The 24,395-nt window shown below is 65.4% G+C and carries 22 protein-coding genes and 1 tRNA gene; 10 read left to right on the forward strand and 13 right to left on the reverse strand.

All coding sequences use genetic code 11. From position 1 onward, the window contains the following. Positions 1–19 precede the first annotated feature (19 nt). Both BGO82_RS14315 and BGO82_RS14320 read left to right on the forward strand, forming a co-directional pair. Complete coding sequence (locus BGO82_RS14315) at positions 20–1,126, forward strand: acyltransferase (protein ID WP_291306282.1); 1,107 nt, start codon at positions 20–22, stop codon at positions 1,124–1,126. Between the two features lie 42 nt (positions 1,127–1,168). Continuing rightward, a tRNA-Arg gene (locus tag BGO82_RS14320) sits at positions 1,169–1,245 on the forward strand. Between the two features lie 83 nt (positions 1,246–1,328). Here the strand turns inward: BGO82_RS14320 and BGO82_RS14325 are convergent. Then, positions 1,329–1,670: a hypothetical protein gene (locus BGO82_RS14325; RefSeq protein WP_291306283.1), complete on the reverse strand. Its 342-nt coding sequence runs from the start codon at positions 1,668–1,670 to the stop codon at positions 1,329–1,331. Between the two features lie 218 nt (positions 1,671–1,888). Here BGO82_RS14325 and BGO82_RS14330 point away from each other — a divergent pair, with 218 nt between their 5' ends. Both BGO82_RS14330 and BGO82_RS14335 read left to right on the forward strand, forming a co-directional pair. Further along, positions 1,889–2,341, forward strand: coding sequence for a CAP domain-containing protein (locus BGO82_RS14330; protein WP_291306284.1), 453 nt, complete (start codon positions 1,889–1,891; stop codon positions 2,339–2,341). Beyond that, a complete protein-coding gene (locus BGO82_RS14335) occupies positions 2,334–2,558 on the forward strand; it encodes a sulfurtransferase TusA family protein (RefSeq protein WP_291306285.1) in 225 nt (74 codons plus the stop codon). Before BGO82_RS14330 ends, BGO82_RS14335 begins: the two co-directional genes overlap by 8 nt. Here the strand turns inward: BGO82_RS14335 and BGO82_RS14340 are convergent. Together BGO82_RS14340 and BGO82_RS14345 are read right to left on the reverse strand one after the other, a co-directional pair. After that, positions 2,555–3,619: a D-alanyl-D-alanine carboxypeptidase family protein gene (locus tag BGO82_RS14340; protein ID WP_291306286.1), complete on the reverse strand. Its 1,065-nt coding sequence runs from the start codon at positions 3,617–3,619 to the stop codon at positions 2,555–2,557. The genes BGO82_RS14335 and BGO82_RS14340 overlap by 4 nt on opposite strands. Positions 3,620–3,737: 118 nt before the next feature. Beyond that, positions 3,738–6,203: a glycoside hydrolase family 3 C-terminal domain-containing protein gene (locus BGO82_RS14345; RefSeq protein ID WP_291306287.1), complete on the reverse strand. Its 2,466-nt coding sequence runs from the start codon at positions 6,201–6,203 to the stop codon at positions 3,738–3,740. A 126-nt stretch (positions 6,204–6,329) separates the two neighbouring features. On the opposite strand from BGO82_RS14345, the gene BGO82_RS14350 reads away from it, so the two are divergent. Then, a complete protein-coding gene (locus tag BGO82_RS14350) occupies positions 6,330–6,752 on the forward strand; it encodes a helix-turn-helix domain-containing protein (protein WP_291306288.1) in 423 nt (140 codons plus the stop codon). Positions 6,753–6,768: 16 nt separating this feature from the next. On the opposite strand, the gene BGO82_RS14355 is transcribed toward BGO82_RS14350, so the two are convergent. After that, the gene (locus BGO82_RS14355) at positions 6,769–8,124 is read right to left on the reverse strand and encodes an MATE family efflux transporter (protein ID WP_291306289.1); all 1,356 of its coding nucleotides are present in this window, start codon (positions 8,122–8,124) and stop codon (positions 6,769–6,771) included. A gap of 268 nt (positions 8,125–8,392) precedes the next feature. Here BGO82_RS14355 and BGO82_RS14360 point away from each other — a divergent pair, with 268 nt between their 5' ends. The 3 genes from BGO82_RS14360 (at position 8,393) to BGO82_RS14370 (ending at position 10,911) form a co-directional block, all read left to right on the forward strand. Beyond that, entirely contained in the window at positions 8,393–9,604 is a 1,212-nt protein-coding gene (locus tag BGO82_RS14360; protein ID WP_291306290.1) for an MFS transporter, read from the forward strand. A gap of 97 nt (positions 9,605–9,701) precedes the next feature. Beyond that, positions 9,702–10,310, forward strand: a complete 609-nt coding sequence (locus BGO82_RS14365; protein WP_291306291.1) for a hypothetical protein — start codon at positions 9,702–9,704, stop codon at positions 10,308–10,310. 124 nt (positions 10,311–10,434) lie between these two features. Next, positions 10,435–10,911: a hypothetical protein gene (locus tag BGO82_RS14370; protein WP_291306292.1), complete on the forward strand. Its 477-nt coding sequence runs from the start codon at positions 10,435–10,437 to the stop codon at positions 10,909–10,911. Positions 10,912–11,081: 170 nt separating this feature from the next. Here BGO82_RS14370 and BGO82_RS14375 read toward each other — a convergent pair whose 3' ends face one another. The 4 genes from BGO82_RS14375 to BGO82_RS14390 all read right to left on the reverse strand — a co-directional run bounded on the left by BGO82_RS14375 (position 11,082) and on the right by BGO82_RS14390 (position 17,123). After that, on the reverse strand, positions 11,082–12,935 hold the full coding sequence (locus tag BGO82_RS14375) for a TniQ family protein (protein ID WP_291306293.1): 1,854 nt from the start codon (positions 12,933–12,935) through the stop codon (positions 11,082–11,084). After that, positions 12,932–13,999, reverse strand: a complete 1,068-nt coding sequence (locus BGO82_RS14380; protein ID WP_291306294.1) for a TniB family NTP-binding protein — start codon at positions 13,997–13,999, stop codon at positions 12,932–12,934. The genes BGO82_RS14375 and BGO82_RS14380 overlap by 4 nt, the downstream gene beginning before the upstream one ends. A 98-nt stretch (positions 14,000–14,097) precedes the next feature. Beyond that, positions 14,098–16,290: a hypothetical protein gene (locus BGO82_RS14385; RefSeq protein WP_291306295.1), complete on the reverse strand. Its 2,193-nt coding sequence runs from the start codon at positions 16,288–16,290 to the stop codon at positions 14,098–14,100. Further along, a complete protein-coding gene (locus BGO82_RS14390) occupies positions 16,290–17,123 on the reverse strand; it encodes a hypothetical protein (protein ID WP_291306296.1) in 834 nt (277 codons plus the stop codon). Before BGO82_RS14390 ends, BGO82_RS14385 begins: the two co-directional genes overlap by 1 nt. Positions 17,124–17,668: 545 nt before the next feature. Between BGO82_RS14390 and BGO82_RS14395 the strand changes: the two genes are divergently transcribed. After that, the gene (locus tag BGO82_RS14395) at positions 17,669–18,034 is read left to right on the forward strand and encodes a hypothetical protein (RefSeq protein ID WP_291306297.1); all 366 of its coding nucleotides are present in this window, start codon (positions 17,669–17,671) and stop codon (positions 18,032–18,034) included. A 65-nt stretch (positions 18,035–18,099) separates the two neighbouring features. Then, a complete protein-coding gene (locus tag BGO82_RS14400; RefSeq protein WP_291306298.1) occupies positions 18,100–18,801 on the forward strand; it encodes a hypothetical protein in 702 nt (233 codons plus the stop codon). 7 nt (positions 18,802–18,808) lie between these two features. Here BGO82_RS14400 and BGO82_RS14405 read toward each other — a convergent pair whose 3' ends face one another. From BGO82_RS14405 to BGO82_RS14425, 5 genes are all read right to left on the reverse strand, one after another. Then, entirely contained in the window at positions 18,809–20,164 is a 1,356-nt protein-coding gene (locus BGO82_RS14405; RefSeq protein ID WP_291306488.1) for an AAA family ATPase, read from the reverse strand. Further along, a complete protein-coding gene (locus tag BGO82_RS14410; protein ID WP_291306299.1) occupies positions 20,058–22,142 on the reverse strand; it encodes a molybdopterin-dependent oxidoreductase in 2,085 nt (694 codons plus the stop codon). Before BGO82_RS14410 ends, BGO82_RS14405 begins: the two co-directional genes overlap by 107 nt. A gap of 261 nt (positions 22,143–22,403) precedes the next feature. Continuing rightward, the gene (locus BGO82_RS14415) at positions 22,404–22,799 is read right to left on the reverse strand and encodes an MAPEG family protein (protein WP_291306300.1); all 396 of its coding nucleotides are present in this window, start codon (positions 22,797–22,799) and stop codon (positions 22,404–22,406) included. A 28-nt stretch (positions 22,800–22,827) separates the two neighbouring features. Next, on the reverse strand, positions 22,828–23,703 hold the full coding sequence (locus BGO82_RS14420; protein ID WP_291306301.1) for a nucleoside phosphorylase: 876 nt from the start codon (positions 23,701–23,703) through the stop codon (positions 22,828–22,830). Beyond that, complete coding sequence (locus BGO82_RS14425; RefSeq protein ID WP_291306302.1) at positions 23,700–24,368, reverse strand: metalloregulator ArsR/SmtB family transcription factor; 669 nt, start codon at positions 24,366–24,368, stop codon at positions 23,700–23,702. The genes BGO82_RS14420 and BGO82_RS14425 overlap by 4 nt, the downstream gene beginning before the upstream one ends. Positions 24,369–24,395 lie beyond the last annotated feature (27 nt).

Consider the following 24,395-nt stretch of genomic DNA (forward strand, 5'->3'; position numbering starts at 1 on the left):
TCCGGGAGCTGTGGTGACGATGAAACTGCCGAGCCTGACAGGTGTTCGCGGCGTGGCCGCGCTCTGGGTGCTGCTGTTCCACCTGCAGCAATATGGCGACGCCTTCGGGCTCGCCGCGATCAGGGGCTGGCCGGTGCTGCGCACCGGCTGGGCCGGTGTCGATTTGTTCTTCGTGCTGTCGGGCTTCATCCTGATGCTGGTGCATGAGCGCGACTTTCCGCGCCTCGCCTGGGCGCCGGCGGGGCGCTTCGCCTGGCTGCGCTTCTTCCGCGTCTATCCGCTGGCAACGGTGGTGCTGCTGCTGATCCTGCTGCTGACGCTGCTCGATCCACGCTTCACCGCCTATTGGTCGCAGGGCTCCATCCCGCACAATTTCACCGTCTCGTCGTTCTTTCGTACCCTGGCGCTGGCGACGCGCTGGTGGTCGCCGACCGACGGCGACTGGAACCAGCCGGAATGGTCGCTGAGCGTCGAAATCCTCGGCTATGTCGCCTTCCCGGCGATCGCCGTGGCCGCGACGCGGCTGACCGACCGGCGCTGGCTCGTCGCCCTCGCCGCGCTCAGCCTCGCCTTCCCCACCGCCTATGCCGCCGTGACGCACGGCAAGCCGTTCAACGACGACATCTTCTGGGGCGCCGGCACGCGCATGGCCGGCGCCTTCACCGGCGGCATCGTGCTGGCGCGCCTGCATCGGCTGGCGCCGGAGCGCGAGCGCGCCGTGCAGGGCGGCCTCGCCACCGCCGCGCTCGTCGCGCTGCTCATTTGCCTGCTGCTGCCGCCCTTCGGCTACAGCCTGCTGACCCCCTGCTTCGGCCTGTTGGTCTATGGCCTCGCCGCCGACCGTGGCGCCGCCAACCGGCTGTTCGCGCAGCCGCTCGCGGTGTGGCTCGGGCTGATCTCGTTCCCGCTCTACCTGCTGCATGTGATGGCGCTGAGCTGGCTGCGCTTCACGCTGGAACGCGACCACGCCGGCAGCATGGAACGGCTCGCCGCCACGGCGCTGCTCTGCGTCTTCGTGTTCGCGCTGGCCTGGCTGCTGCACCTTTATGTCGAGCAGCCGAGCCACCGCTTCGCCCGCCGGGCGATCGCCCCGCCCGAAAGCGCCGGCGCGCGGGCGGCGGCGTAGAGCTTGGTTCTCGCCGGAGCTTCGTTTATGGTCCGCCGCGCCGACCCCGTAGCTCAGCAGGATAGAGCGTAGGATTCCTAATCCTAAGGCCATGAGTTCGAATCTCATCGGGGTCACCAGCTTCCCGTCATGCGCACGCAAAACCCCTCCGGCGGGGGAAGCCGGAGGGGCGGGCGCATTGGAGATGCGCCGGGGGAACGGGTCAGATGTAGTCGACCTGGCAGCGCGAGCCGCGGGCGGCGAAATCGGTCAGCGCGTCGGCGACCAGCAGCCGCTCGCCCGGGGCGAGCATCTTGGGCAGCAGCATGGTGCCGTTGTCGCCGGTCGAGACGGCCCACGCCACCTGGCGGCCGGAATCGGCGTTGTCGTCGCCGAAATTGGTGATGATCAGGTCGAAGCCGCGCACCGTGCAATCCAGCGCCTGGGTATGATGCGCCTGCTTGAGGACGGGCTTGATGAGGGACAGGGCGAAGGCGCCGGAGGCGAGCGACAGGGTGACAGCGGTGGCGAGGCCGACGACGGCGAGCTTGTGCAGATTGGACATGGCGAAAATCCTCGGGTTGATGGCTGGACGGTGCGTTCCGTCCGTTGCCCGCCTTGTCGCGTCCGGCGCTTGAACCGACACTGAGCGCGCGTTTTATCCGCCATTCAGGTGTGGCATCGGCGGGGCAGGCGGCGATGCCCGGTTGCCGCCGCATTGCCGCCGCGTTAATCGCGTTGTGGTCTCAGCCTGCCTGCTTCGTTCACAAGGACCTCCGCCCCATGACCTTCGCCATGCTCCGTGCCCTGCCCCTCGTTGCGGCCCTCGCTTTGGGAGCCTGTTCGAGCGGCGGCGCCCTGTCGCCGGGGCTGGCGCAGCGCATGGACATGCCCGGCGCGCAGCTCAACCGCGCCGAAGCGCTGGGGATCGTCAACAATTACCGCACGCAGAGCGGCGCCGCGGCGCTGACCGAGGACGCCGGGCTCGACGCGCAGGCGCAGCAGCTCGCCATGCAATATGCCAAGACCGGCAAGCAGCCGGCCAAGCCCGCCGGCATCGCGCAGATCCGCTATTCGGCCGGCTATTTCACCTTCGCCGAAACGTTCTCGGGCTGGCGCAATTCGCCCGCCGACGCGCCGGCGCTCACCGACCGCGCCGCCACCAGAGCGGGTGTTGCGGCAGTGTACGATGCCGCCTCGCCCTATGGCGTCTACTGGGTGATCGTCCTTGCCTGACGAGGTGCTCGACGCACGCGGGCTCAAATGCCCGCTGCCGGTGCTGAAGCTGGAAAAGCGCCTGGCGCAGCTGTCGGCAGGCGCGACCCTCACGGTACTCGCCACCGACCCGATGGCCAAGGTGGATATCCCGCTCTACTGCACGCAGCACGGGCATGCCTGCACCGCGGACAGCAGCGGCGACGCGTTCAGCTTTACGATTGTAAAGGCGCTCTAGTTCGAGGCGACGGCGGCGACGCCGTTGTCCGGGCGCGGCCGCGGCATGGGGATGTCCACCACCTTGCTGAGCTCGGTGGCGATATAGGTCGGGCCGGCGATCCTGTCGCTCAGAAAGCTCGGCTTGCCCTTGAGGCCGTAGGGGAAATCGGCCATGCGCTGCTTCACATAGGCCTTGGCCTTCTTGCCGCAGATCAGCGGGCTCATGTCGACCGGATCGGTAGCGAGATCCTTGATGTCGAGCACCGTCTGGCCGGTCGGCTTCAGCTCGCCGGCGAGGCCGCGGAGGAAAAGCTGCGCCGTCATCTCGTTGCGCTCGCGCACCGAGGAGGCGCCCAGCACTACCGCCAGCAGCGAGTGGCCGTTGCGTTCGAGCGTGGCGACGATGTTGAGGCCCGACGAGCAGATGTAGCCGGTCTTCATGCCGGTGACGCCCTCGAAATGCTGCAGCAGGCCGTTGCTGGTCTCGAGCTTGTGCGCGCCCAATTGCACCCACTGCGTTTCGAACATCGGCTGGTATTGCGGGAAGTCGCGCTTGACGTAGAGCGCGATGATGGCGAGGTCGCGCGCCGAGCTGATCTGGCCCGGGCTCTTGAGGCCGTTGGCATTGTCGTAATGCGTCGCCGTCATCCCCATCTGCTGCGCCATCAGATTCATCTGCGCGACGAACGCCTTCTCGTTGCCGCCGATGGTCTCGGCGATGGCGACGGCCATGTCGTTGGCCGACTTGACCAGCATGATGTAGAGCGCGTCCTTGAGGCTGACGGACTCGCCGACTTCGAGGCCGGACTTGGCCGGCTCCTGGTTCCAGGCATGCTGGCTGATGGTGACTGGGGTATCGAGCGTCACGCGACCGGCCTTGATCGCGGCAAAGGCGAGGTAGGCCGTCATCAGCTTGGTGACCGAGGCCGGATGCCAGGGCTGGCCGGCGTCCTGCGCGTACAGCACCTGCAGCGTCGTGGCATCGAGCAGCAGCATCGGCGTGGCGGCGGCGGGGGCGATGGCGGAAGCGAGCAGTGCGAGGCACAGAGCCAGTGTCCGGGCGAATCGCGCAGTCCGCATGAGGGGAAACTTCCGTCGCAAAATCAGAGGCCTGCTTCTAACGCCGGAGTGTGGCCGCCTCAAGGACGCACGCCCGCTATGACGCGCTTTTGAACTGCTCGCTGCGGCCGCGGGACCTTCAGACCGGCAGGCGCAGGGCGCTGCTCCGCCGCACGACGCCGGAGAGCCGGATGTCGGCGGCCGACAGGCCGAGGAACAGGCTGAAGGCGCCCGGCTCCACCGCCCACATCCCCTCACCGACCTCGAAGAAGGCGAAGTCGCGGGGGCCCAGGTCGAAGCGCAGGCGCCGGCTTTCGCCCGGCTCCAGCGCCACCTTGTCGAACGCCTTGAGCTCCTTGACCGGGCGCGGCACCGAGGCGGCCTCGTCCCCGACATAGAGCTGCACCACCGTCGACCCGCGGCGAGCGCCGGTGTTGGTGAGGCTGGCACACACCACCACCCGGCCGTCGCTCTCGAACGCATCGTCGTCGATCGCGAGGTCGCCGAGCGTAAAGCTGGTGTAGCCGAGGCCGTAGCCGAACGGGAACAGCGGCACGATGCCGTGCCGGTCGTAATGGCGATAGCCGACGAACACGCCCTCCTCGTAGCGCACACGGCCGTTGAGGCCGGGATAGATCTCGCGATCCTGCGAATGCACTGGATTGTCGCTCCAGCGCACCGGAAAGCTCTGCGGCAGCCGGCCGCCCGGCTCGGCCACGCCGAGCAGCACGTCGGCGATGGCGTTGCCCGCCTCCTGTCCTGGATACCATGCCTGCAGCACGGCGCCGACCTGATCGAGCCACGGCATCTCCACCGGACCGCCGGTCTGCAGCACCACGATGGTGCGCGGGTTGACGGCGGCGACGGCCTGCACCAGCTCGTCCTGCCGGCCGGGCAGCGTGATGGTCTCGAGGTCGCTGCCTTCGGTGTCCCACTCGCCGGTGCGCCCGACGCAGAGCACGGCGATGTCGGCCGCCCTGGCGACGCGCACCGCCTCGGCGATGGCGTCGTCGCCGAGCGGCAGGCCGATGCCGAGGCGGAAGGCCGAGAACGCCAGCGTCGCGGCCGGCTTGACCGCGAATTCGAGCTCGACGGTGTAGCTCCGGCCCGCCTCGAGCGCGATGACGCCAACCACCTCGTCGCTGCCTTCCTCGAAGAAGGTGCGGCCCTTCTTCCACTGGCTCCAATCGTCGGCGACCAGCACGCCGTCGATCTTGACGCGCGCATGGCCCGCAGCCGCGATGCCGACGCGATGCTCGCCGCTTGCGGCGGGGACGAAGCGCGTGGTGAAGCGCGCCGACCAGCGCTGCGGATCGACCTTGCCGCCGCCCACCGCACCGAAGAGGAACGCCTCGCTGCCCTGCTGCGTGTCGCGATGCACCACCTCGCCGCTGAGATCGGGCGAATTGAAATAGTCGACCCGGAACTCGGAGTGGAGCAGCGGCTCGAAGCGATGATTGGTGACGCCCTGCGCGAAGCGCAGCCGGCTTTCGCCGAGCGCCGCGGCCAGCCCGTCCCAGGGCGACACCGCGTAATGCGGATTGAGCTGCGCGCTGCCGCCGCCCATGATCTGCGCAACTTTCGCATTGGGGCCGATGACGGCGATGGTGCCCGCCGTCGCGCCATCGAGCGGCAACAGAGCATCGTTCTTGAGCAGCACCGCGCCCTCGGCGCCGGCGCGGCGGATCAGCGCGCGATGAGCCGGCCGGTCGTCGGCGCGCTCCTCCCACACCCGGTCGTCGTCGATGGCGCCGGTGCGCATGGCGAGCCGCAGCACGTTGAGGACGCGCTCGCGCACCGTCTCGCGGCTGACGAGGCCCGCCTCGACCGCCTCCACCAGCTTCTGCCCGCGATCGCGCGGCGGGCCGGGCATTTCGAGGTCGAGCCCGGCATTGACCGTGGGCGCGGTCGCATGCGAGCCGAACCAGTCCGACATCACCACGCCCGTATAGTGCCACTGGTTGCGCAGCACCTCGGTCAGCAGCCAGTGGTTCTCGCTGGTGTAGGTGCCGTTGAGCCGGTTGTACGAGCTCATGATGCCCCAGGTGCCGGCGACCTTCACCGCCTGCTCGAACGGCACCAGGTAGATCTCGCGCATCGTCCGCTCATCGATCACCGAGCTCATGGTGGTGCGCTCGATCTCGGATTCGTTGCCGACGAAATGCTTGATGGTGGCGCCGATCCCCTGCTGCTGCAGCCCGGCGATGAAGCCGACGGCGAGCTGCGCCGCCAGCACCGGATCTTCCGAATAGCACTCGAAATTGCGCCCATTGGTGACCGAGCGGTGGATGTTGACCGTCGGCGACAGCGACACATGCGCGCCCTTCGACCTGACCTCGTCGGCCAAGGCGCCGCCGATCTCCTGCGCCAGCGCCGGGTTCCAGCTCGCGCCGATGGCGATGCCGACCGGAAACGCCGCCGACTTCATCCCGCCGACCAGCCCGCCGCCGCCGCGCGCGCCGTTCGGCCCGTCGGTGACCCTGAGCTTATGGATGCCGAGCCGCACCACCGCCGGCAGCGACCAGAAATCCTCGCCCGACAGCAGGCTCACCTGTTCGGCGAGAGTCATCTGCTCCACGAGCTCGTGGATCCGGTCTTCGCTCATGCTTGGGCCTCCCGCTGACGCCTGCCCGAAAAGCCATCGCCGGCGGAGGGCTGTCAACAATAACGTTCTGAGCCCTAGGCACAGACAGTAACCTACCCTATATTGGCGGAAACGACGGAGGCTCAGATGGGCTACAGAGTGGAAGGCGACCAGGTGCAGATCTGCGGCGCCATGGGCGACATCCTCAACCGCATCGGCGACAAATGGAGCGTCATGGTGGTCGGGCACCTGACCAGAAAGACCATGCGCTTCAACGAATTGCGCCATTCGATCGGCGGCATCAGCCAGCGCATGCTGACGCTGACGCTGCGCAATCTCGAGCGCGACGGACTGGTGATCCGCACCGTCTATCCCGAGATTCCGCCGCGCGTCGAATACCAGCTCACCGAGCTCGGCCGCACGCTGACCGATCCGCTCGACGAATTGTGGAACTGGGCGGCGCGGCACATGCACTCGGTGAACGAGGCACGCGCCAATTACGACCGCCTGCACAACGCCGGCGAGGCGGCGCAGCCCGAGCCCCGGCGCTACGCCGGCGCCGCCAGCTGAGGGCGCCGGCGGCGCACTACACCAGCTTCTTGATCGGCTTCTTGCGCCAGAAGAACCAGTAATAGATCCCCTGCAGCACGAACATGGTGCAGAAGCTGGTGGCGTAGCCGGTCCAGATGCCGTTGAGGCCCAGCCACGTCGTCGACAGGTAGAGCGCCAGCGGCGTTTCGACGATGACGATGGTGCCCAGGCTGATCAGCATCGGGATCAGCACGTCGCCCGAGGCGCGCATGATGCCCGACAGGATTACCGCGAAGCCGAACATCAGGACGCTCCACAGCACGATGTGGAGCAGCGTTTCGGTCATCTCCACCACCTTGGGCTCGGTGATGAAAAGCTGCACCAGCGTCTGGCTGAAGATGTAGGCAAGAAGGATCAGCGCACCGGTGATGATGAGGTTCATCACCATCGCCGTGCGCGTGATGCGGCCGAGCTGGTCCTGCTGCCCGGCGCCGATGGCCTGCGCCCCGAAGATCGAGGCGGCGATGCCGATCGACATGGCCGGGAACTGCACATAGCTCATCACCTGCCCCACCGCGCCATAGGCGGCGGTGGCGTCGGAGCCGAAGCGATTGATGATGCCGACGACGACGATGGCCGCGACCGACGACACGATCATCTGCACGCCGGCCGGCACGCCGAGGCGGAGGATGGTGCGCAGCAGGCCGAAATCGATGCCCAGATGCGTGAGGAACACCCGGTCGGGCGCCAGCGGATGCTTGCGCGCCCGGAGGTAGAAGAACAGAAACACCAGCACCACGACGAAGCCGATGATGAACGCCACCGCCGCCGCGTAGAGTCCGAGCTTCGGCAGCCCGCCCCAGCCCAGGATGAAGGCGGGCGTGACCACGAGGCCGACGAGGATCGACATGATCAGCGCCACCAGCGGCGTGGTGGTGTCGCCCACGCCGCGCAGGATCGAGGTGGCGATCAGGTAGACGAAGAAGCCGGGCATGCCGATGAGGATGATCAGCCCGTAGGTCGTCGACTGGTCGAGGATGTTGGCCGGCGCGCCGAGCACGCTCATGATCTGGCGGATGAAGATGGTGCCGAGCACCGCGACCACGACGCCGGCGAGGAACGTCACCGTCATGGTGGTGCCGGCGATCTCCTTGACCTTGAGCTCGTTCTTGGCGCCCCAGGCCTGGCCGATGAGCACGGTCGAGCCCGAGGCGAGCCCGATGATGAAGCTCATCAGGAAGAACAGGATGGGAAAGAACGCCGCGGTGGCGGCGAGCGCATCCACGCCCACCAACTGGCCGATATAGATGTTGTTGATGGTGCCGCTCATGGCCTGCAGGATGTTGCTGACCATCAGCGGCACGAGGAACAGAAGGAACCGCTGCCACAGCGGCTTTTGCGCGGGGGTCATCTATAAACTCCTGAGAAACCCGGTCTCGTCTGGATGCGATCCCAAGGGCGTCGTCCGGCAGGGATGGCCGGCAGTCGCAGAGGGCCTCTTCACGTCCGATGAACAGGACGCCGGCGGGTCAGAGCTCAGGTTTTTTGGAACGCACGGGCGGCTGTTTAGCTGCGCCTCGCGACAGCGTCAATCGTCCGCGCCGGCCGGCGGATGGCCATTGCTGCCGGCCGCGAACACGCCGATAATCGCGGGCAGTCCCTTGTTTTCCCGGCCCAGCATGTCCCTCGCTTCGTTCGCCCCGCACGGCCCCGGCAGCCGCAACGCCTTCGTGCTCGCCTTGAGCCAGGGGCTCTATGTCTGCGGCATCTCGGTCGACCTGACTCTGACCGGCATCACCGGCTACCAGCTCGCCCCCGACAAGGCGCTGGCCACCCTGCCCTTCGCGCTGATCACCGTCGGCGCCGCCATCGTCACCGTGTTCGCCGCCTATGTGCTGGGCCGGCTCGGCCGCCGCCTCGGCTTCGCCGTCGGCTCGCTCTGCGGCGCGGTCGGCGGACTGATCTCGGTGTTTGCGGTGTTCCACGCCAGTTTCTGGCTGTTCTGCCTCGGCACGGCGCTGATCGGCGCCTACCAGGGCTTTGCCCAATATTACTCCATCGCCGCCGCCGATTCGGTGACCGCCGAGTTCAAGAGCCGCGCCATCTCCACCGTGCTCGCCGGCGGCGTGCTGGCGGCCCTGGCCGGGCCGGCGCTGGCGGCGCTCACCAGCACGCTGATCCCCGGCGTGATGTTCGCCGGCGCCTACATGCTGGTGGCGGTGCTGGCGCTCGTCGCCACCGCCCTGGTGCTGGCGCTCTATCGCGACGTCGAGCCGGTGGCGATCGTCAGCGATGTGCCGCCGCGGCCGCTGCGCGAGATCATGCGCCAGCCGATCTTCGGCGCCGGCGTTGCCACCACCATGGCCTCGGCCGCCGCGATGACGCTGGTGATGACCGCCGCGCCGCTCGCCGCCGTGGCCTGCGGCTACCCCATCGAGGACGGCGCCCACATCATCCAGATGCATTTGATCGGCATGTTCGTGCCGTCGTTCTTTTCCGGCCGGCTGGTCGCGAGGTTCGGCGTCTGGCCGGTGCTGGCGACCGGCATGGCGCTGCTGCTGGTCTGCGCCGCCACCGCCATCGCCTCGACGGCGCTGCCGGCGTTCTACGCCGCGCTGTTCCTGCTCGGCGTCGGCTGGAACCTGATGATCGTTTCTGGAACGACGCTCCTGGCGCAATCCTATCGGCCCAACGAGCGGCCGAAGACGCAGGCGATCAGCGGGCTGTTCAACAACCTCGCGGGCTCCGCCGGCGCGCTGTCGGCCGGCCTGGCGCTGCAGAATGCCGGCTGGACCCTGCTCAATTTCGGCATGGCGCCGATCCTGGTGCTCAGCCTGCTGATGATCCTGCGCTGGGTGCGCGCCCGCCGGCTCGAGCCGGCCGCCGCCTGACGGCCGAGGGAACGCAATCCGCCCGCCCGGAGTTTGCCTCACAGTCGGCGCGCGGTCCCCTCGCGCGCCTGTTGCAGCAGATTTCGCGGAGGGACTCATGCGCACCATCACCGCCTTGTTCGACACCTATGAGCACGCCGCCTCGGCCGTGCGCGCCGTGCGCGACGCCGGCATCGACAGCGCCGACATCTCGGTGGTCGCCAACAACGTCGCCGGCGACATCGACACCGATCTCGACGCCGAGGAAGGCGCTGCGGCCGGCGCGGGCGTCGGTGCCGTCGCCGGCGGCGGCGCCGGCCTGCTCGCCGGGCTGGGCGCGCTCGCCATTCCCGGCATCGGCCCGGTGGTGGCCGGCGGCTGGCTGCTCGCCACCGCCATCGGCGCGCTGGCCGGCGCGGCCGTGGGCGGCGCGGCCGGCGGCCTGCTCGGCGCGCTCGCCAATGCCGGCGTGCCGGAAGAACAGGCCCATGTCTATGCCGAAGGCGTGCGCCGCGGCGGCACGCTGGTCAGCGTGCGGGCTGACGAGACGCGCGCCGACAGCATCGCCGCCATTCTGCGGCACGCCGACGGCGTCGACATCGACGCCCGCCGGGCCGACTATCTCGCCGAAGGCTGGCGCGGCTTCGACGAGGACGCGCCCGCCTATTCGGCGGACCAGATCCGCGACTACCGCAGCGTCTATGGCAGCGTGCCGCCGATCGTCTGAACCGAAGCGCGGTTGACGGCGCAGGGCCGGCGGTCGCCGCGCCTTTCCGTGGAAAGACCCTGCGACGCCTCCCCGACGCAGGCCTGGCATGTCATGCTCCTCGTTGAGCTTGAGGGAGCCTCACATGATCCGCAGCCTGTCGCTTGTTTTCGCCGCCGCCCTGACGCTGAGCGTTGCACCCGCCCTGGCCGGCACCGCCGAGGACGCCTTTCTCGCCAAGCTCGCCGGCAGCTACAGCGGCGCCGGCAAGCTGACCGGCAGCCGCAGCGGCGCGCTGAGCTGCACGCTGTCCATCCGCACCACGACGGCAGGAGCCAGCTATCGCGGCAAATGCGACGTCGAGGAGATCGGCCCGCAAAGCTTCTCCGGCGACATCGCCTACAACGACAAGGCGAAGCGCTACGAGGCCACCTCGCCCACCGGCATCGTCACCATCGGCACCCGCGGCGGCAGCACGCTCACCTTCGCCGCCAAGATCCGCGGCCTCGCCACCGGCACCTCGATCATGAAACTGAGCGCCGGCCGCGTCGTCGTCGACACCACCATCGACGACCCCGATTCCGGCAAGCCGGTGAAATCGCATATCGAAATGAAGCGCTAGCTGGTGCCAGGAATGAAAAAGATTCGCTCCTCACCCCTCAGAAAAGCCCAGAAATCCGGGACTTTCAAGACAGGCGAATGATCGACTTTCGCTCTGCTATGAACAAGATGCGCTCTGAATCCAGGCAAAAAAAGGGGCCGGAACCGCGTCCCGACCCCGTCAACCGGTCACTAAATGAGGTTGGCTCTTTCGAGCTCATCCCTCAGGTAGAAGCATCCTCGAAGTCCCGGGAATGCCCTCGAGATTTCGTGACGCTCGACCATCGGCTTCACGGTTTTCCAATCCTGGTTCCGCAGGAGCGCCAGGGCTTGCACCGAGATATGAGTGCGCTCGAAGCTTTCGGCCGAGGCCCAACGGATACGGTATCGCCGGCCGCGCCCCCCGATCTGCACGGCGGCTAACCTGCGTCGCTCCACCAATCCTACCACTGCCTCGGACTTGACCTTCCATCGAGCGCATAGGTCCGTGACGCTCACGGTTCCATCCACCGGGGCAGGCCTGACGAATGAGGCGCCGACTTCATCACGTTCGGCAACGAGCGCCTCCAGTAGGCGCCCTTGGGGAAGGCGACCCAACCACCCGATATCGCCGTCGAGAATTCGACGAACAAGCTCGATGAATTTCGGCGCTGATCGCCAAGCTGCGCGACGAATGCTCACCATGCTCGTATCGCGTTGGACGACGGGCGTAGCGTTTCTCGTGAGCATGCCCAAGAGTGCGTCCACGTCGGATCGCCGGAACGACATCACCACTCCGGGCGCGTCGAATGCCGGCTTCAGAATACCGGCATCGGCCAGGGCCACGAGTTGCTTCTGCGTGGCGCCGATCTCGTGGGCGAGCACGGTCACAGAGACCACATCGACGAACTTCGCGAACAACCGCTCGGCATCCTCCGCAGCGATGATCCTGGGACCAGGTGCATCACCGGCGCGGATGTGCCTGAGGACTCCAGCCAGTGTCGCCACCCTCGTGGCCGTGACCCAATCCACACCATATCGCCGCTCGACGTCGTGCACGGTCAACATCGGCGGGCTGGAATTGGTGACGCCGAACAGGGTTTCGCCACCCGCTCCTGGAAAGGTCGAGAACGCCTGGCGAGCGACGATGGTCCTCAGTTCATCTCGATCCGTGTCATCGCCAAGGCTCTGTTCCAGCCAACCGATGATGTGGCCCAAGGTGCCGGTGATCGTATGGCTGCGCGTAAGCCTCTCCGAAGACTCGACCATCAGCCTCTCGAACAGCCGCCGGATCGCGGGCGGACCTTCTGCCAGGATACGGAACCCCTCCTCCCTCGCCAGATAGATCTCGTGCTCGGTCAAATCGGCCTGGCGCCGCTTCGGCCCGAACAGCGAGACGCGGCCAAACACCAGGGATCCCCCGGCGACGTGATGAAGCCGCATCTTGTCGAGGAGAGGGACATCGGTCGACTTTCCCTCCAATCGATCCTGGCAATAACGCTCGCACGCAGACGTCGGGCGGATCCGCGATTGATGCATCAGCCGGTCCAGATCGAGCAGTGCGTCCCCCACCCGAAGGCCAAAATCGTGGAAGTCGAAACGTGCGGGAAGATCGGACACGATCTCGACCAGACTGCGCGAGTGCCTGTGGCACGTCGCAATCGGCATGAACTGCCAGACCAAACGCCCATGCACGGCCTGATCGTGGCGCAGATGAGGGTTCTGCGCCATGTCTTCCACCGCACACTCCGGACAGAGACGAAATCGCCCACGAACGAGGACCGTCCTGGACACGAGCTCATCGCCGAGGCGGTAGTTCCCCCTGTCCAGCCAGACCGGTGACCAACGTCTGAGCTCCCCGAAATCGGCACCCGTCACGTCCGCCAATGCCCGGATCGCAGACTCCTCCCCCTTGGCGATGGAGTTGAATGGAATGCCCACATCCTCCCAGAAGATCGTGGATGAGGGCGCGCGCCAGAGGGTAGCGACCCGGCACGCGAAGCCAGTTCCGGTTTCACCCTCACCGAGATGCAAGGTCTTCTTCAGCGGTTCGATGCTCGGCGTCACTTCCTGGACCTCCGGGGCTCATCGACCTTCTCTGCCTTGTCGGTACGCCGCTGATCGGCAGTCTGCGCCATCAGCAACGTAGGATCGATCTGTGGCCAGTCATCGGCGTGAAAGGGGTTTGCCTGCAGACGGCATCCCGTCTTCGTCGCATAGGCGTCGACGAAGTCCTTCGCCGTCAACGTGCGATCGGGGCGCAGGGCAGCTCGAGCAATCGCGAGCCTCGCGAGCCGCAGCACGATGCCGAGCGTATAGTTCGAGGCATGCGTCAGACGCTTGCCGAGGACGAAATCCGAATGGATGGCAACCGTGACCCCGACATCCTTGCAGTAGAGATCGACAATATCTTTTGCATCCTTTGCGTGGCCGATGGTCATGCTCGCCATGGACATGACGTCGAACCGGCTCCTGATGGCCGCGCGTTCAGCCGTGTCGTGGTTCAGAGAATCTACAATGCCAGGCAAACCATTCACCACGGTCGGCGTCGACCATTCGACGTTGTCGATGATGCTGTGGAGCGTGTTCCAGACGAGGTTCTCGTCCTGCTCGCGCGAGCGGCCGGGAGAGGCGGCGGGGTTGATGGCCCACTGGAACTCGTCGATTGCCAGGAGGGTGAACTGTTCCTGCTGGAAATGGGCGGCGATCCGAGACGCTGCCACGCCCGGCGGGAGATCGCGATTGGCCGGATAGCCCGCATGCCGCAGCAGCCCGTTGAGAAATGCACCGACGCTCGCGTTGGGCGTGCACTTGTAGCGAAGAATCTTCTTCTGAATGACCTGGCCATCACCAACCGCTACCGGAGTGAGGCTCTCGATCGCGGCATCCATGGAATAGGTCTTGCCGTGGAACGTCGGCGCCGTGACGGCAAGACACGTGGTGTGAAGGCGGTTGGACGGCCCCAAGGGCAAAGAACTGTCCTTTCGGACCGTGACGGATTCGTGCAGCAGGGCGATGCGGTCGACCACCCGCGCGAGATCAGGTGTGGGAAACCTGCGCTGGGCGAGCTTTTCAATCGTATACGCGAGCAAAGGGTGCTTCTCGTCGAGAACTTCGGGCTCAGTGGTCATGAGGAAACCTTCTTCAGGATGCGGGCGGGCCATAAGGCGTACCCATGTGAGAATGGACAGAAGGCGGGTGCGTGCCTGAAATCGCGCCCGCCGAGAGATCAGTCGTCCTTGGAGACGAGTCCCCAGAGCCCCGCGGGCTCCTCGTCCTGCGTCGACATCGGGTCCGAGCTCGCGACAGCGGCCGGAAGCGCAGGAGGCTGCTGACCACTGGGCTTCACGACGCGTCCGAGCGTACCGCCGGTGAAAGACGGGACGGTCTTCCGGGCACGCGGATCGTCGTCGTAGACGATGTTGAGCTTGAGCGATCCCACGAGCTTGATCATCTTGCTCTTCGTGATCTGCAGATCGCGGATCTGGGACTCTGCGATGCCCTTGTCGCTCATCGCCTCAAGAGTGCGAATGGCCTTGGCAACAGTCGGCCAGTCGAGTGCCTCCTCGGCGAGGTAGCGACGCTCGAGCTCACGGTTGTAGGCCATCCATTCGGTCAGCCCGACCCCGTCGAGTTCGGGCGGACCGCCGACCGTGACCCACTCCTTGCCGAGCAGAACGCTGATCTGCCCGATGTCGAGAGGATCGACCTTGATCTTCACTGTCTGCGGTCCGTGCTGCTGCAGGTAGGCTTCGAGCCGACGGCTGCGATAGTACATGACGTTGGCATGCCGGATGCCCCAGCGCCCCAGTTCGCGCTCGACCTCGATGCCGAATGCCATTCGAAGCTGTTCCTTCGACGGAGGCGGCTTGGCGCCGGTCTCGTTGAACAGCCTGAGGAACTTCCGCCTCGGCTGTTGGGCGAGCGGCGCCTTGGGCTTGGTGAGATGGTGGATGTCGACGGTCCAGAGGATCAGACCATTGGCGATCGCGTCGACGACCATCGAGGTTCGAACCTGCGGGTCGTAATCGCCCCTTTCGATCAGGTTCGCCCCGGTCTGGCCGGTGAACTCCGGCAGATACCCTCTGGCGATGTTGCCGAAATGCCTTTCCTGCCCACCGCGCAAGCGGGTGTGGTCACCTGCGGCCTTGCGCACGTGGCCGATCAGCGAAACCCCGGCCATCCAGAACTCATGGCCGCGGAACGGCGGGCCGCCATCGGTTTCGAGGCAGTCGAACCCGACGGGGAACAGCCAATCGCTGGTGGCACCGGCGTAGCGGGCGATGTCTGTCCGGTCCATGAAGGCCATGCGCTGCGCGCCCATCACGGCGTCGGTGCTCTCGGTCATGCTGAACGACAGGCCGAGAGTGCAGCCGGTGGCACTGTCGCGCAGCAGCGCAACCCAGATCCGCAGCGGCTTGATGATCTCCTTGACCCGGTCGTCGAGCAGTTGCCAGATGCCGTTCTCCTTGTACAAGGACATCACCTGCATCTTCCAGCAGTCCATGGTGACGTGCTCGCCCACCCGGGTGTACTTCGGGCCCTCGCCGACGAGAGCCAGCTTCTGGCGCGCCTCCTTGATGTCGCGGCGCCCGATGACGCGTTCGACCTCTGGCGTTTCCCGGACGATACGCGCGATGGTCTGGGCGCAAGGCAGTGGAAAATCGCCCTCGCCCCGTTCCTTCATCTCCCACAACGCAGTCTTCACCTTGCGCCTCAGCCCTGCGAAGGTGGGTTCCTTCTCGGTGGCGTATTCCACGGCCACCTGATGGACCACCCTGCGCACTTCCGGCGCGATGCGACGACCGCCCTCGGTACAGTTCTCCCAGCCGGGAACGAGGACCATGACGTCCCAATTGGCGGCCTTGAGCTTGCGCAGGTTGTCCCGAAGCGCGGTGGCGCCGGGAGCATCGATCACTGTCCGCCGGCGGTTCTTCCGGCGCTTCGATTCCTTTTCCGCGTCGACATTCTTCCGGCGTTCACCGTCGACGTCGACGTGCGCGAGCACGGGTGCCAGCTTCACGATCATCGCCGGATGTTCGGCGTCGATCCACGAGGTCAGCGGATCATGGGCAAGGGAAGGTTGCCCCGTCTTGCTGCGGCACTCATCGAGATGTTGCGCCCACGCCAGGTCGACGAGGGCCTGGACCTGGATGTCGACGCTGCACTCGCCCAGCATTCGGTAACGCGACTTCTTGCCGGCGATGCTGCCACCAGGCAGGAAGTAGCCTTCGACCACCTGCAGGGTACCGTCGTCCTTGCGCTGCGCCAGTTCGCTTCGTTGCAGATTGCGATCCTCGGCATCGGAATCCACCGACACAAGGATCAAATCGGTGTCGCCCTGGGCAACGACGCGGTAGATCCTGGTGCCATCGATGATGGCCAGCGGCCCGATCTCAATCGTCTTGGGTCGGAGCTTCATCACGCGGCTCCCTTCGCGGTACGACGCACCATGCAGCGACCATCGATACGGGCCGGCTCGACCAGTTCGAGGATACCGTCGTCAAGCAGACGCACGATCGGGCGGAAGGCGACGCCGCCTCCCCCGTGCCTCGAAGCCAGATCGCCGATAGCGATCGGTTCCTCGAGCAGCAGAGCAGCCTCGCGGACCATGTCATCGACATGGGTGCGCGGATCGAAGCGCACCGAGACCAACAGGGTGTTGTTGGCCGCCAGCCAGGCGGGGAAGTCCTCTTCCGTGAGAACGACGATCTCGGACGCGAAGCCGGAGGGCAGCTGGTCGGCGAGGAGGTGGACACGCGCCCGCATATCCTCGCGCTCGGCACGTTCCTTGTTCTTGGCGAAGATAGCAAACGCATCGCCATCGATCCTTTCCGCCCGGAAATCGAACGTGTGGAGCCGTTCGACGCCGTCGATATCGATGAAGCGGATGCCGGACGGCTGATCCTGAATATGGGCAATGGTGCGGTCGGCCATCAAAGCCAACACCGCCTTACTCTCGATCGTGCTCTCCGCCACAAGGACGCGGCTCGTCTTGGGGTCGAGCAGCAGACTGGTGCTCGACTTGGTCGAGACGTGCTGCGCACGAGGCTCGCCCTCCGCATTGAAGGGCGAGAGGCGACTGGCGCCCGACGGCACCAGGACAGGGACCGCGAGATCGTAGCGGTCAGGCTTGCCGAATTCGATTACTGCCATTTCGGGCAAGGGGGCCGGAGCGGGCACCTCGGGCACGGGCGGCGGCGGAAAGTGGTCGGAAGGAACCAGGGGGAACGCCTGGCTGGTTTGGGTACTCACGGACATGACTCCTTGATCATGCCTGCCGGGAGGTCGGCTTGACTCGCAGGGAGCCCGCCGTCATCCTCGAAAGACATGACGTTCACTCGTTGTGTTTGGTCGCCGTGACCCCACCAGGAGAACGGCGACCGGTTCTGATCGCGCTCGGGTCCCTCAGAAGGCCCGGGCGCTTTTCATCGAGCCGCGACAACCGCGTTGGACGATCGGGAAATAGATCGGCGCGACCTTGACTGCAAACACCGAGAACGACCTAGTGCATTGTAATAAAACGCATTTCCATCCTCACAGTCGGATGAGTGTCGACGCGACGTCGACAGACGAATGCCGGCATGGGCACCAGTGTCGGCACGCCCACAACATTCCACGGAAGCCGAGGGCCTGAGCTTCGTTGGCGTCGAACCGGCTCCGACGCCAACCCACCGAAGGACTCCGTTAACGACGTCGATGGATCGCGGATTCCGTGTTCGGTCGCTCCGATGCGATGTCGGCGGGGGCTGGTTCCTTGCTGTCGATATTTCGAGAATGGCGCTCCAAAGGAGATCGCCATGACCAGAAAAACACCGAAGCCCCGCACCTACGCTGAACTCTATGCCGTGTGGCGTGACGAGGTGGCCACCGAACTCGAAGAGGCTCCCGAGGCCTATCGAGAGGACGACAGCAACTCCGATCTCATCGTCCATGATATTGGCAGAAAGGTCATCCCGGAGGATGCCGACTTCGCCTGGGCCGCTCGCATCATCGCCAGCAAGCCCGGTCTCGCGACCGAGGTCGTGCACGCCGACGGCGCCACGCTTCGCGGCTTTGCCCTCGCCACCATCCGGCAGAAGGTCGTTCGCGACCTGCTTAAGGAATTCGAGCCGGTATTCGATCGGCTGCGCCGCGAGGGCGACCAGCAAGACCCTTCGCCCTGAACATCGCTCCATTCACCGACAGGCAAGAATTGACATGCAAGCCTGTCGGCGAATGGGAGGACGTCATGCCAGAGGGCGACGAGAACGATATCGATCGTAGGGGGGCGCCCTACATTCAGGACCTGCGCATACTTCACTACTACGCGCGTTCGCGTCCGGCCCAAGCGCGGCTGTCAGAGCGTAAGCTGGTGGAGGTGATGGAGGAGCACGATATCGACTTGACCGTCGACATCGTGGGTGCGGCCTTCGAGCGTCTGGAGTTAGAATACGACGTCGTGATGATGGAGCGCCGCCCCACGAGGGGGAGGCGCGGCCCAGAAGTTGTCCTCGAAAAGCATGATGAGGACGACCTGGAGCACCCGGAGGACTGGGAGAAGTACGCCGATCCACAGTATTCGTCGCGGAACAAGGGGCGGCTCACGCTCGACGGGGCACTCTTCGCAGAAGTGGCGTCGCTCGTCGCCGGGTATGAATTCATCGCCAAGGCTGCCACCGCACGGATCCCGCGCGACGAAGTCGAGTGCGAAGAGGTCGCGACGAAGTCGAGACCCGACCGTGCCGACCGAAAAGCGGTGCTGGGTTGGTTGCGCGTGGAACGTCGACGCCTGCAGAGGATCGTGGAAGCCATTCGTTCACCCGATGGATCGGTATTCGACTTGAGGGGCAGGGACGAGATGTCCGGGCTGGACCGCACCACTGCCGACGAGAGGATCATGGAATTCGTGGACCTCGGGCCGTTCGAGCAGACCGAGGATCCTGAGCAATAATGCTGCTTCAGGACAGCGTCGGCGGATCGAGCGGGAACCGCTCCACGACCTTCTTCACCTGCTCGCCGGTGAGGAAGCGTTTCTCGATCAATGCGTCGGCAACCGCCAGCAGCACACCCTTGTGCCGGCGTAGAAGGTCCACGGCGCGGTCGTAGAGATCGGCGAGCCCCTTCTCCACCTGGCGCCGCAGCTCGGGATCCACCACCAACAGCTCGTGAGCCCGATCGAACGGTGCCCTGAAGAGGAGGCTGCCGCCAAGACCCGTAGCCGTGAAGATGCTCGTCATCAGTTGCGTGGCCCGGCCGAGATCGGAATCCGCGGCGCCGCCGGCGCCTTGGCTCGGCACATCGAGAACGAGCTGTTCAGCGGCGCGCCCAGCCAACAGGGTGACGATCATCGCGTCCAGATGCTCCCGGGTCGAGTACGCGAGCGACCGCTCATCGAAGGATACGTTGCCCCCGGAGGCTCCGGTCGAAAGGATCGAAACGGTCTTCACCGCGCCCACATCCTGCACCAGCCCCGCGACGACATGGCCGGCTTCGTGCAGCGCAGTGCGGCGCAGATCTTCCACCGAACGATCGTCCTCGGAAACGATCTGAACCATCAGATCCTCGAGCAGCATCGAGCGTCCGGCACGCCGTGCGCGGCGTCGGGCGGCGCGAACCTGCTCCATCACGATGGCTCCGGTCGCCCCTACGTTGGAGCCGATCAGCGCCAATGGACCAAGATCTTCACCAGTCAGGTCCCCGGCCAGATGGTGCCGCATGATGCGCTCGAGCCCCGCGGCATCCGGAGGGCCGACATAGATTGCGCGTTCGAGGCGACCCGGGCGCAGCAGCGCAGGATTGATGTCCTCGAGCCTATTGGTGGCACCGATCACGATCACGCCATCCCGGTCCGACATCGCTCCATCGAGCAGCGTGTAGAAATCGAGGATTACCGGAAGCCACCAATCGCGACCCCTGTCTCCCAATTTGTCGATATTAGGAAGCGCGTTAATTTCATCTAGAAAGAGAAAGCTTGGCGCTTTACTTCTCGCCTCTTCAAACACCTTTCTCTGTGCCTTGATTACGCTGTCCAGATAACCGCTGGTCGTCGCGAAGAATTCTCCCATCGACGCGACGACTGTCGGAATGCCACAGGCCTCCCCCAGCATCTGAGCCAGCAGCGCTTTTCCGGTGCCCGGAGGGCCGAATAGGACGGCCCCACGGTCAACTTGGTCGAGCCCGACGATTCCGCGACGAACGTCGGCGAGATCATCGCGCAGATCCAGCGCCCATTGCCGCGCAGCACCGTACTCGATCGCATCCTCGAGTCGCGGAAGGCCCTTGGCCCGCGGACCGGCCTGCAGCTTGGCCGTGATGGCTGCATCGAGACGATCCACCGCCTCCGTCGGCTTGCTCCCTTTGACGATCATAGAGGTGATCTCGTCGAAAATGATAGACGACCCGGCCGGTGATCAGCGTGAAGGGATAGTCCTCCGAGACCGGGTTGGGCTGTCGCCGCCACTGCACGGGCCGCAGGAACGCCTTGCCCTTGGGGTCGATGCGCTCGTAATCGGTGCGGGTACGGGGGGCGCCACTCAGCAAATCGTGGCCGTAGGTTTCGCAATAATCGATATCGGTCCCGAAATTCAGGTCCTCGTAGAGCCGTTCGCAGCCGCGCGGATGCTGCGCGTTGCACGGCCAGCGCACCGCGCCCATTTCGAGGATCAGCTCGTAGCTCATCCCCGAATAATCGCACGGACGCCCCTGCGAGACCTTGCCCCATTCCTCGAAAGCCTGCCTGGGATCGGTGAACGGGATCAGCGGCGCGCCGTCGCGATCCGTGAAGCCCAGGCGCCGCGCGACCTCCACGACGATATCGAAGTCGCTGCGCGCCTCGCCCGGCGGTTCGACCGCCTGCAGCAGCAGGTTGACGCTGCGATCGGCATTGGTGATGCAGCCGGTCTTCTCGCCCCACATCGCGGCCGGAAAATAGATGTCCGCAAGGTCCACCGTCTCCGCGTCGATGAACGGATCCTGCACGACCATGAACAGCTTGCGCATGATGCGTTCGGAACGGTTCTGGTCGGGGAGGCTGACCAAGGGGTTGGTGCCGATCACCCACATGAACTCGATCTCGCCGCGCTCGGCCGCCTCCATCATCGACATGATGTCGACCGGAACTTCGTGGCGGAAATGATCGTAGTCGAGGTTCCAGAGCGCGGCGAGATCGCGCATCTGCGCTTCGTTGTGCGGGTTGCGATAGGCGGGGTAGGAGCCACCCGCGCCGGCCTCGCGGTTGCACATCGCCGATGGCTGGCCGGCCATCAGCAGCGGCCCCGCGCCGGGCTTGCCGATGGCGCCCCGCAACAGGTGCACCGAGTTCACCAGTGACGACGAGGCGGTCGCTTCGACGCTCTGATAGAAGCCCTGCAACACGGTCGAGACGAAACGCTCGGTGGTGCCGATCCATTCGGCGGCGGTTTCCAGATCGGCTTGGGGGATCGCACAGATCTTTGCGACACGCTCGGGCGGATAGTCACGGACCATCGCCTCCATCTCGGCAAAGCCGACCGTGTGCTCATCGATGAAATCGTGGTCGATCCAGTCCTTGCGGATCAACAGATGAATGATGCCGTTCATCAGCGCGACATTGGTGCCGGGCGCAAGCTGCAGGTGCAAATCAGCGCCTTGCCTTACAGTCGGTGACTTGCGTGGGTCGGCGACGATGATGCGGCCGCCATTCTTCTGCTTCGACGCCAGCATCCGTTCCCACAGGACGGTCTGCACTTCGGCGACGTTGTGGCCGTAGAGGCAGAGCAACTCTGCCTGGTCGATATCGGCGTAGGACGCGACCGGGCCATCGGTGCCGAAATTGGCCATCAGCCCGGTGGCGGATGTCGCCGTGCAGAGCCGCGTATTGCCGTCGATATTCGCGGATTGGAGCCCGCCGCGCCACAGCTTGCCCAGCGTATAGAGTTCCTCGATGGTAAGCTGGCCGGAATTGTAGCAGGCAAGATTGTTGTGACCTTGCGCCCAGGCGTCGCGAAAGCGCTCGACGAAGAAGTCCATTGCTTCCGCCCAGCTCGCTGGCTGCAACGGCTCGCCCTTCCGGCGGCGGATCATCGGCGTCGTGCCGCGGCGCTTCGAGTGGTTGGCCACCCAGGCATGCTCGCCCTTGGGGCCGAGATGGCCGAAATTGACCGGATGGCTAGCCTGTCCGCGGACCCCGACGATGCGGCCGTCCTTGACCGCGATGTCGAGACCGCAGCCGTTCGAGCAAAGCAGGCATGCCGAATGGACCCATTCGTCGGGCTCGCCCTGGATAGCGAGATTGCTGTCAATTCTGGGTTGCATCGCTGCGCTCCCTCGCTTCGACCAACGGCTCGCGCGTAATGCGCGGCATGACCGCCATGACGGGCTATTCGACGCCTCGATGGCGATAAATGCAACGGGCACTCCCCGGACGATACTTCCGGGGCACCTGCCGGAAAAAACGGTGTCGAGAGGCGGTCGAGCGTGTCGAGTGCCAAAGCAAGGATCCAGATATCGGCCCCGCGGCATCCCATCCTTGAGCTCAATTAATGAACGACAGCGCCATCCGCGACCCAAAAGCCTCTAGCTGTTCATAAGATAGATGATGCGTCCCAGTGCGCCGAACAGCAGTGCAAACGCCGCTATGGCCTGGATGAAGAAGCCCGGATAGCGCTTCAACGGCGCGACGAGGTAGCCGACGAAATAGGCAATCCGTCCGACCAGCCACAAGGCGCCCAGAGCCGCTGCCCATTCCGGACTCCAGTAGATCGCGAACAGCCACATCGAAGGCAGGAAGACCGGCAACCACTCGATCGTGTTGGAATGGCCGCGGATGGCGCGCTCGAGCAGCGGATCGCCGGTCATGGTCGGCGCGAGGATGCCCGTTGTCCTGTGGGTCCTCGCGACGGTGAGTGCCATGCCGAAGATCATGAGGCTGCAAAGCAGCGTCACGATGGCGACCAGATAATACTGCTCCATATCCGCATCCGCATCCGCCCCGCTCCAATCAAATGCTATCGCGTTCAAGCGGTGACGTGGAGGTCCACGCCCTCGCTGTGGCGGCGACGACCGCCAATGTTGCCGTCACACCATCGGCATCGCCCTTCTCGAAATCTCCTTCGGTCCGGGCCATGCTGTTGGTGACATGCGCGAAGCAGACCACCGATCTGTCTCTTGCCGTCGCGAAGGCATAGAGCGCGGCCGCTTCCATCTCGACGGCAACCACCCCCTTGGCGCGCGCTGCCTCGATCGCGGTTTCGGTTTCGCGATAGGGCGCGTCGGTCGTCCAGGTAGCGCCCCGGTGAACGACCACGTCGCAATGTTCCGGAAGAGCTCTCTCGACGTCCGCAAGCAGGTTCGCGCTCGGCGCCTCCGAAAAGGTCGATGGCGGCAGATAGTGGTAGCTCGTGCCCTCGTCGCGCAATGCACGGTCGATCAATACGAAGTAGGGCGTGGGCCCGCTGTCGGCGATCAGCCCGGCAGAGGTAACGCTGACGAGCAACTTGCAGCCTGAGGCGAAGAGCTGCTCGGCGACGAGCACGGCGAAGGAAGCGCCCACGGCGCAGCCGACGATTCCGACTTCGCCGATCCCTTCAAGATCGAAGGTCAGAAGCTCGGTGTGATAGCAGGCCCAGCCGCCATGAAGCTGTCCACGACCCGTCCGCTTCAAGTGGCGAACGACATCGCCGTCGGGATCCAGAATACAGATGTCGGGAACCGGCGACATCGGCAGGCTTTTCTGCCGGCGCGCCTCACGCAGAAGTGCTTCCGGCCGGAACGCGGACGGCGCGGAATAGTCCTTGGCCTGCAGGATCGGCGATCTTTGGTCTTGTCGTCCTGAAGCCGTTTCCTCTTCTGCTCCGGACGCTGTCTGCCGGCTCATGCGCCGGCCTCGATGTCCAGTCCGGCCGCCTTCCACTCCGGGAACCCGTCCTCGAGCCTGCGAACCTTGTAGCCCTTGGCGCGCAGGCTCGACACCGCGTCCACGGACAGGACGCAATATGGGCCGCGGCAATAGGCGATGATCTCCTGATCCCTCGGCAATTCCGACAGCCGCTGTTCCAACTCGGTGAGCGGCAGATTCAACGCGCCAGGCAGATGGCCGAGCGCGAATTCATCCTCGGGTCGTACGTCGAGCAGCGTCACCATGCCGTCGCGCAAGGACGCGAGGAGCTCGTTCCGGGTCACCGGAGCCAAAGCGTCGCGGGCCCCGAAATAGTCGTTCATCATCTGGCGCACCTCGGCGACGTTCCGTTCGCCGACGCAACCCAGCGCCTTGAGCAGGGCCACGACTTCGGTCTCCCCGGACAGGCTGTAGAGAATGCGCTTGCCCTGGCGCTCCGTCTCGACCAGCCGCGCGCGGCGCAGGATCTGCAGATGGCGCGAGGCGTTGGCGAAACTCAGGCCGGCTCGCTCGGCAAGCTCTTCCACGCTGCGCTGGCCCTGCGCCAGATGCTCCAGCAGTTCCAGCCGGTGGGCATGGCCGATGGCCTGCGCGACCTCGGCGAGACCGGAATAGATCGCCTGTTTCGGACCAGTGGTTGACACGGGCGCTCCCTTTATTGCAATCATTCA

It is taken from the genome of Devosia sp. 67-54 (genome assembly GCF_001899075.1).
Lineage (GTDB): Bacteria > Pseudomonadota > Alphaproteobacteria > Rhizobiales > Devosiaceae > Devosia_A.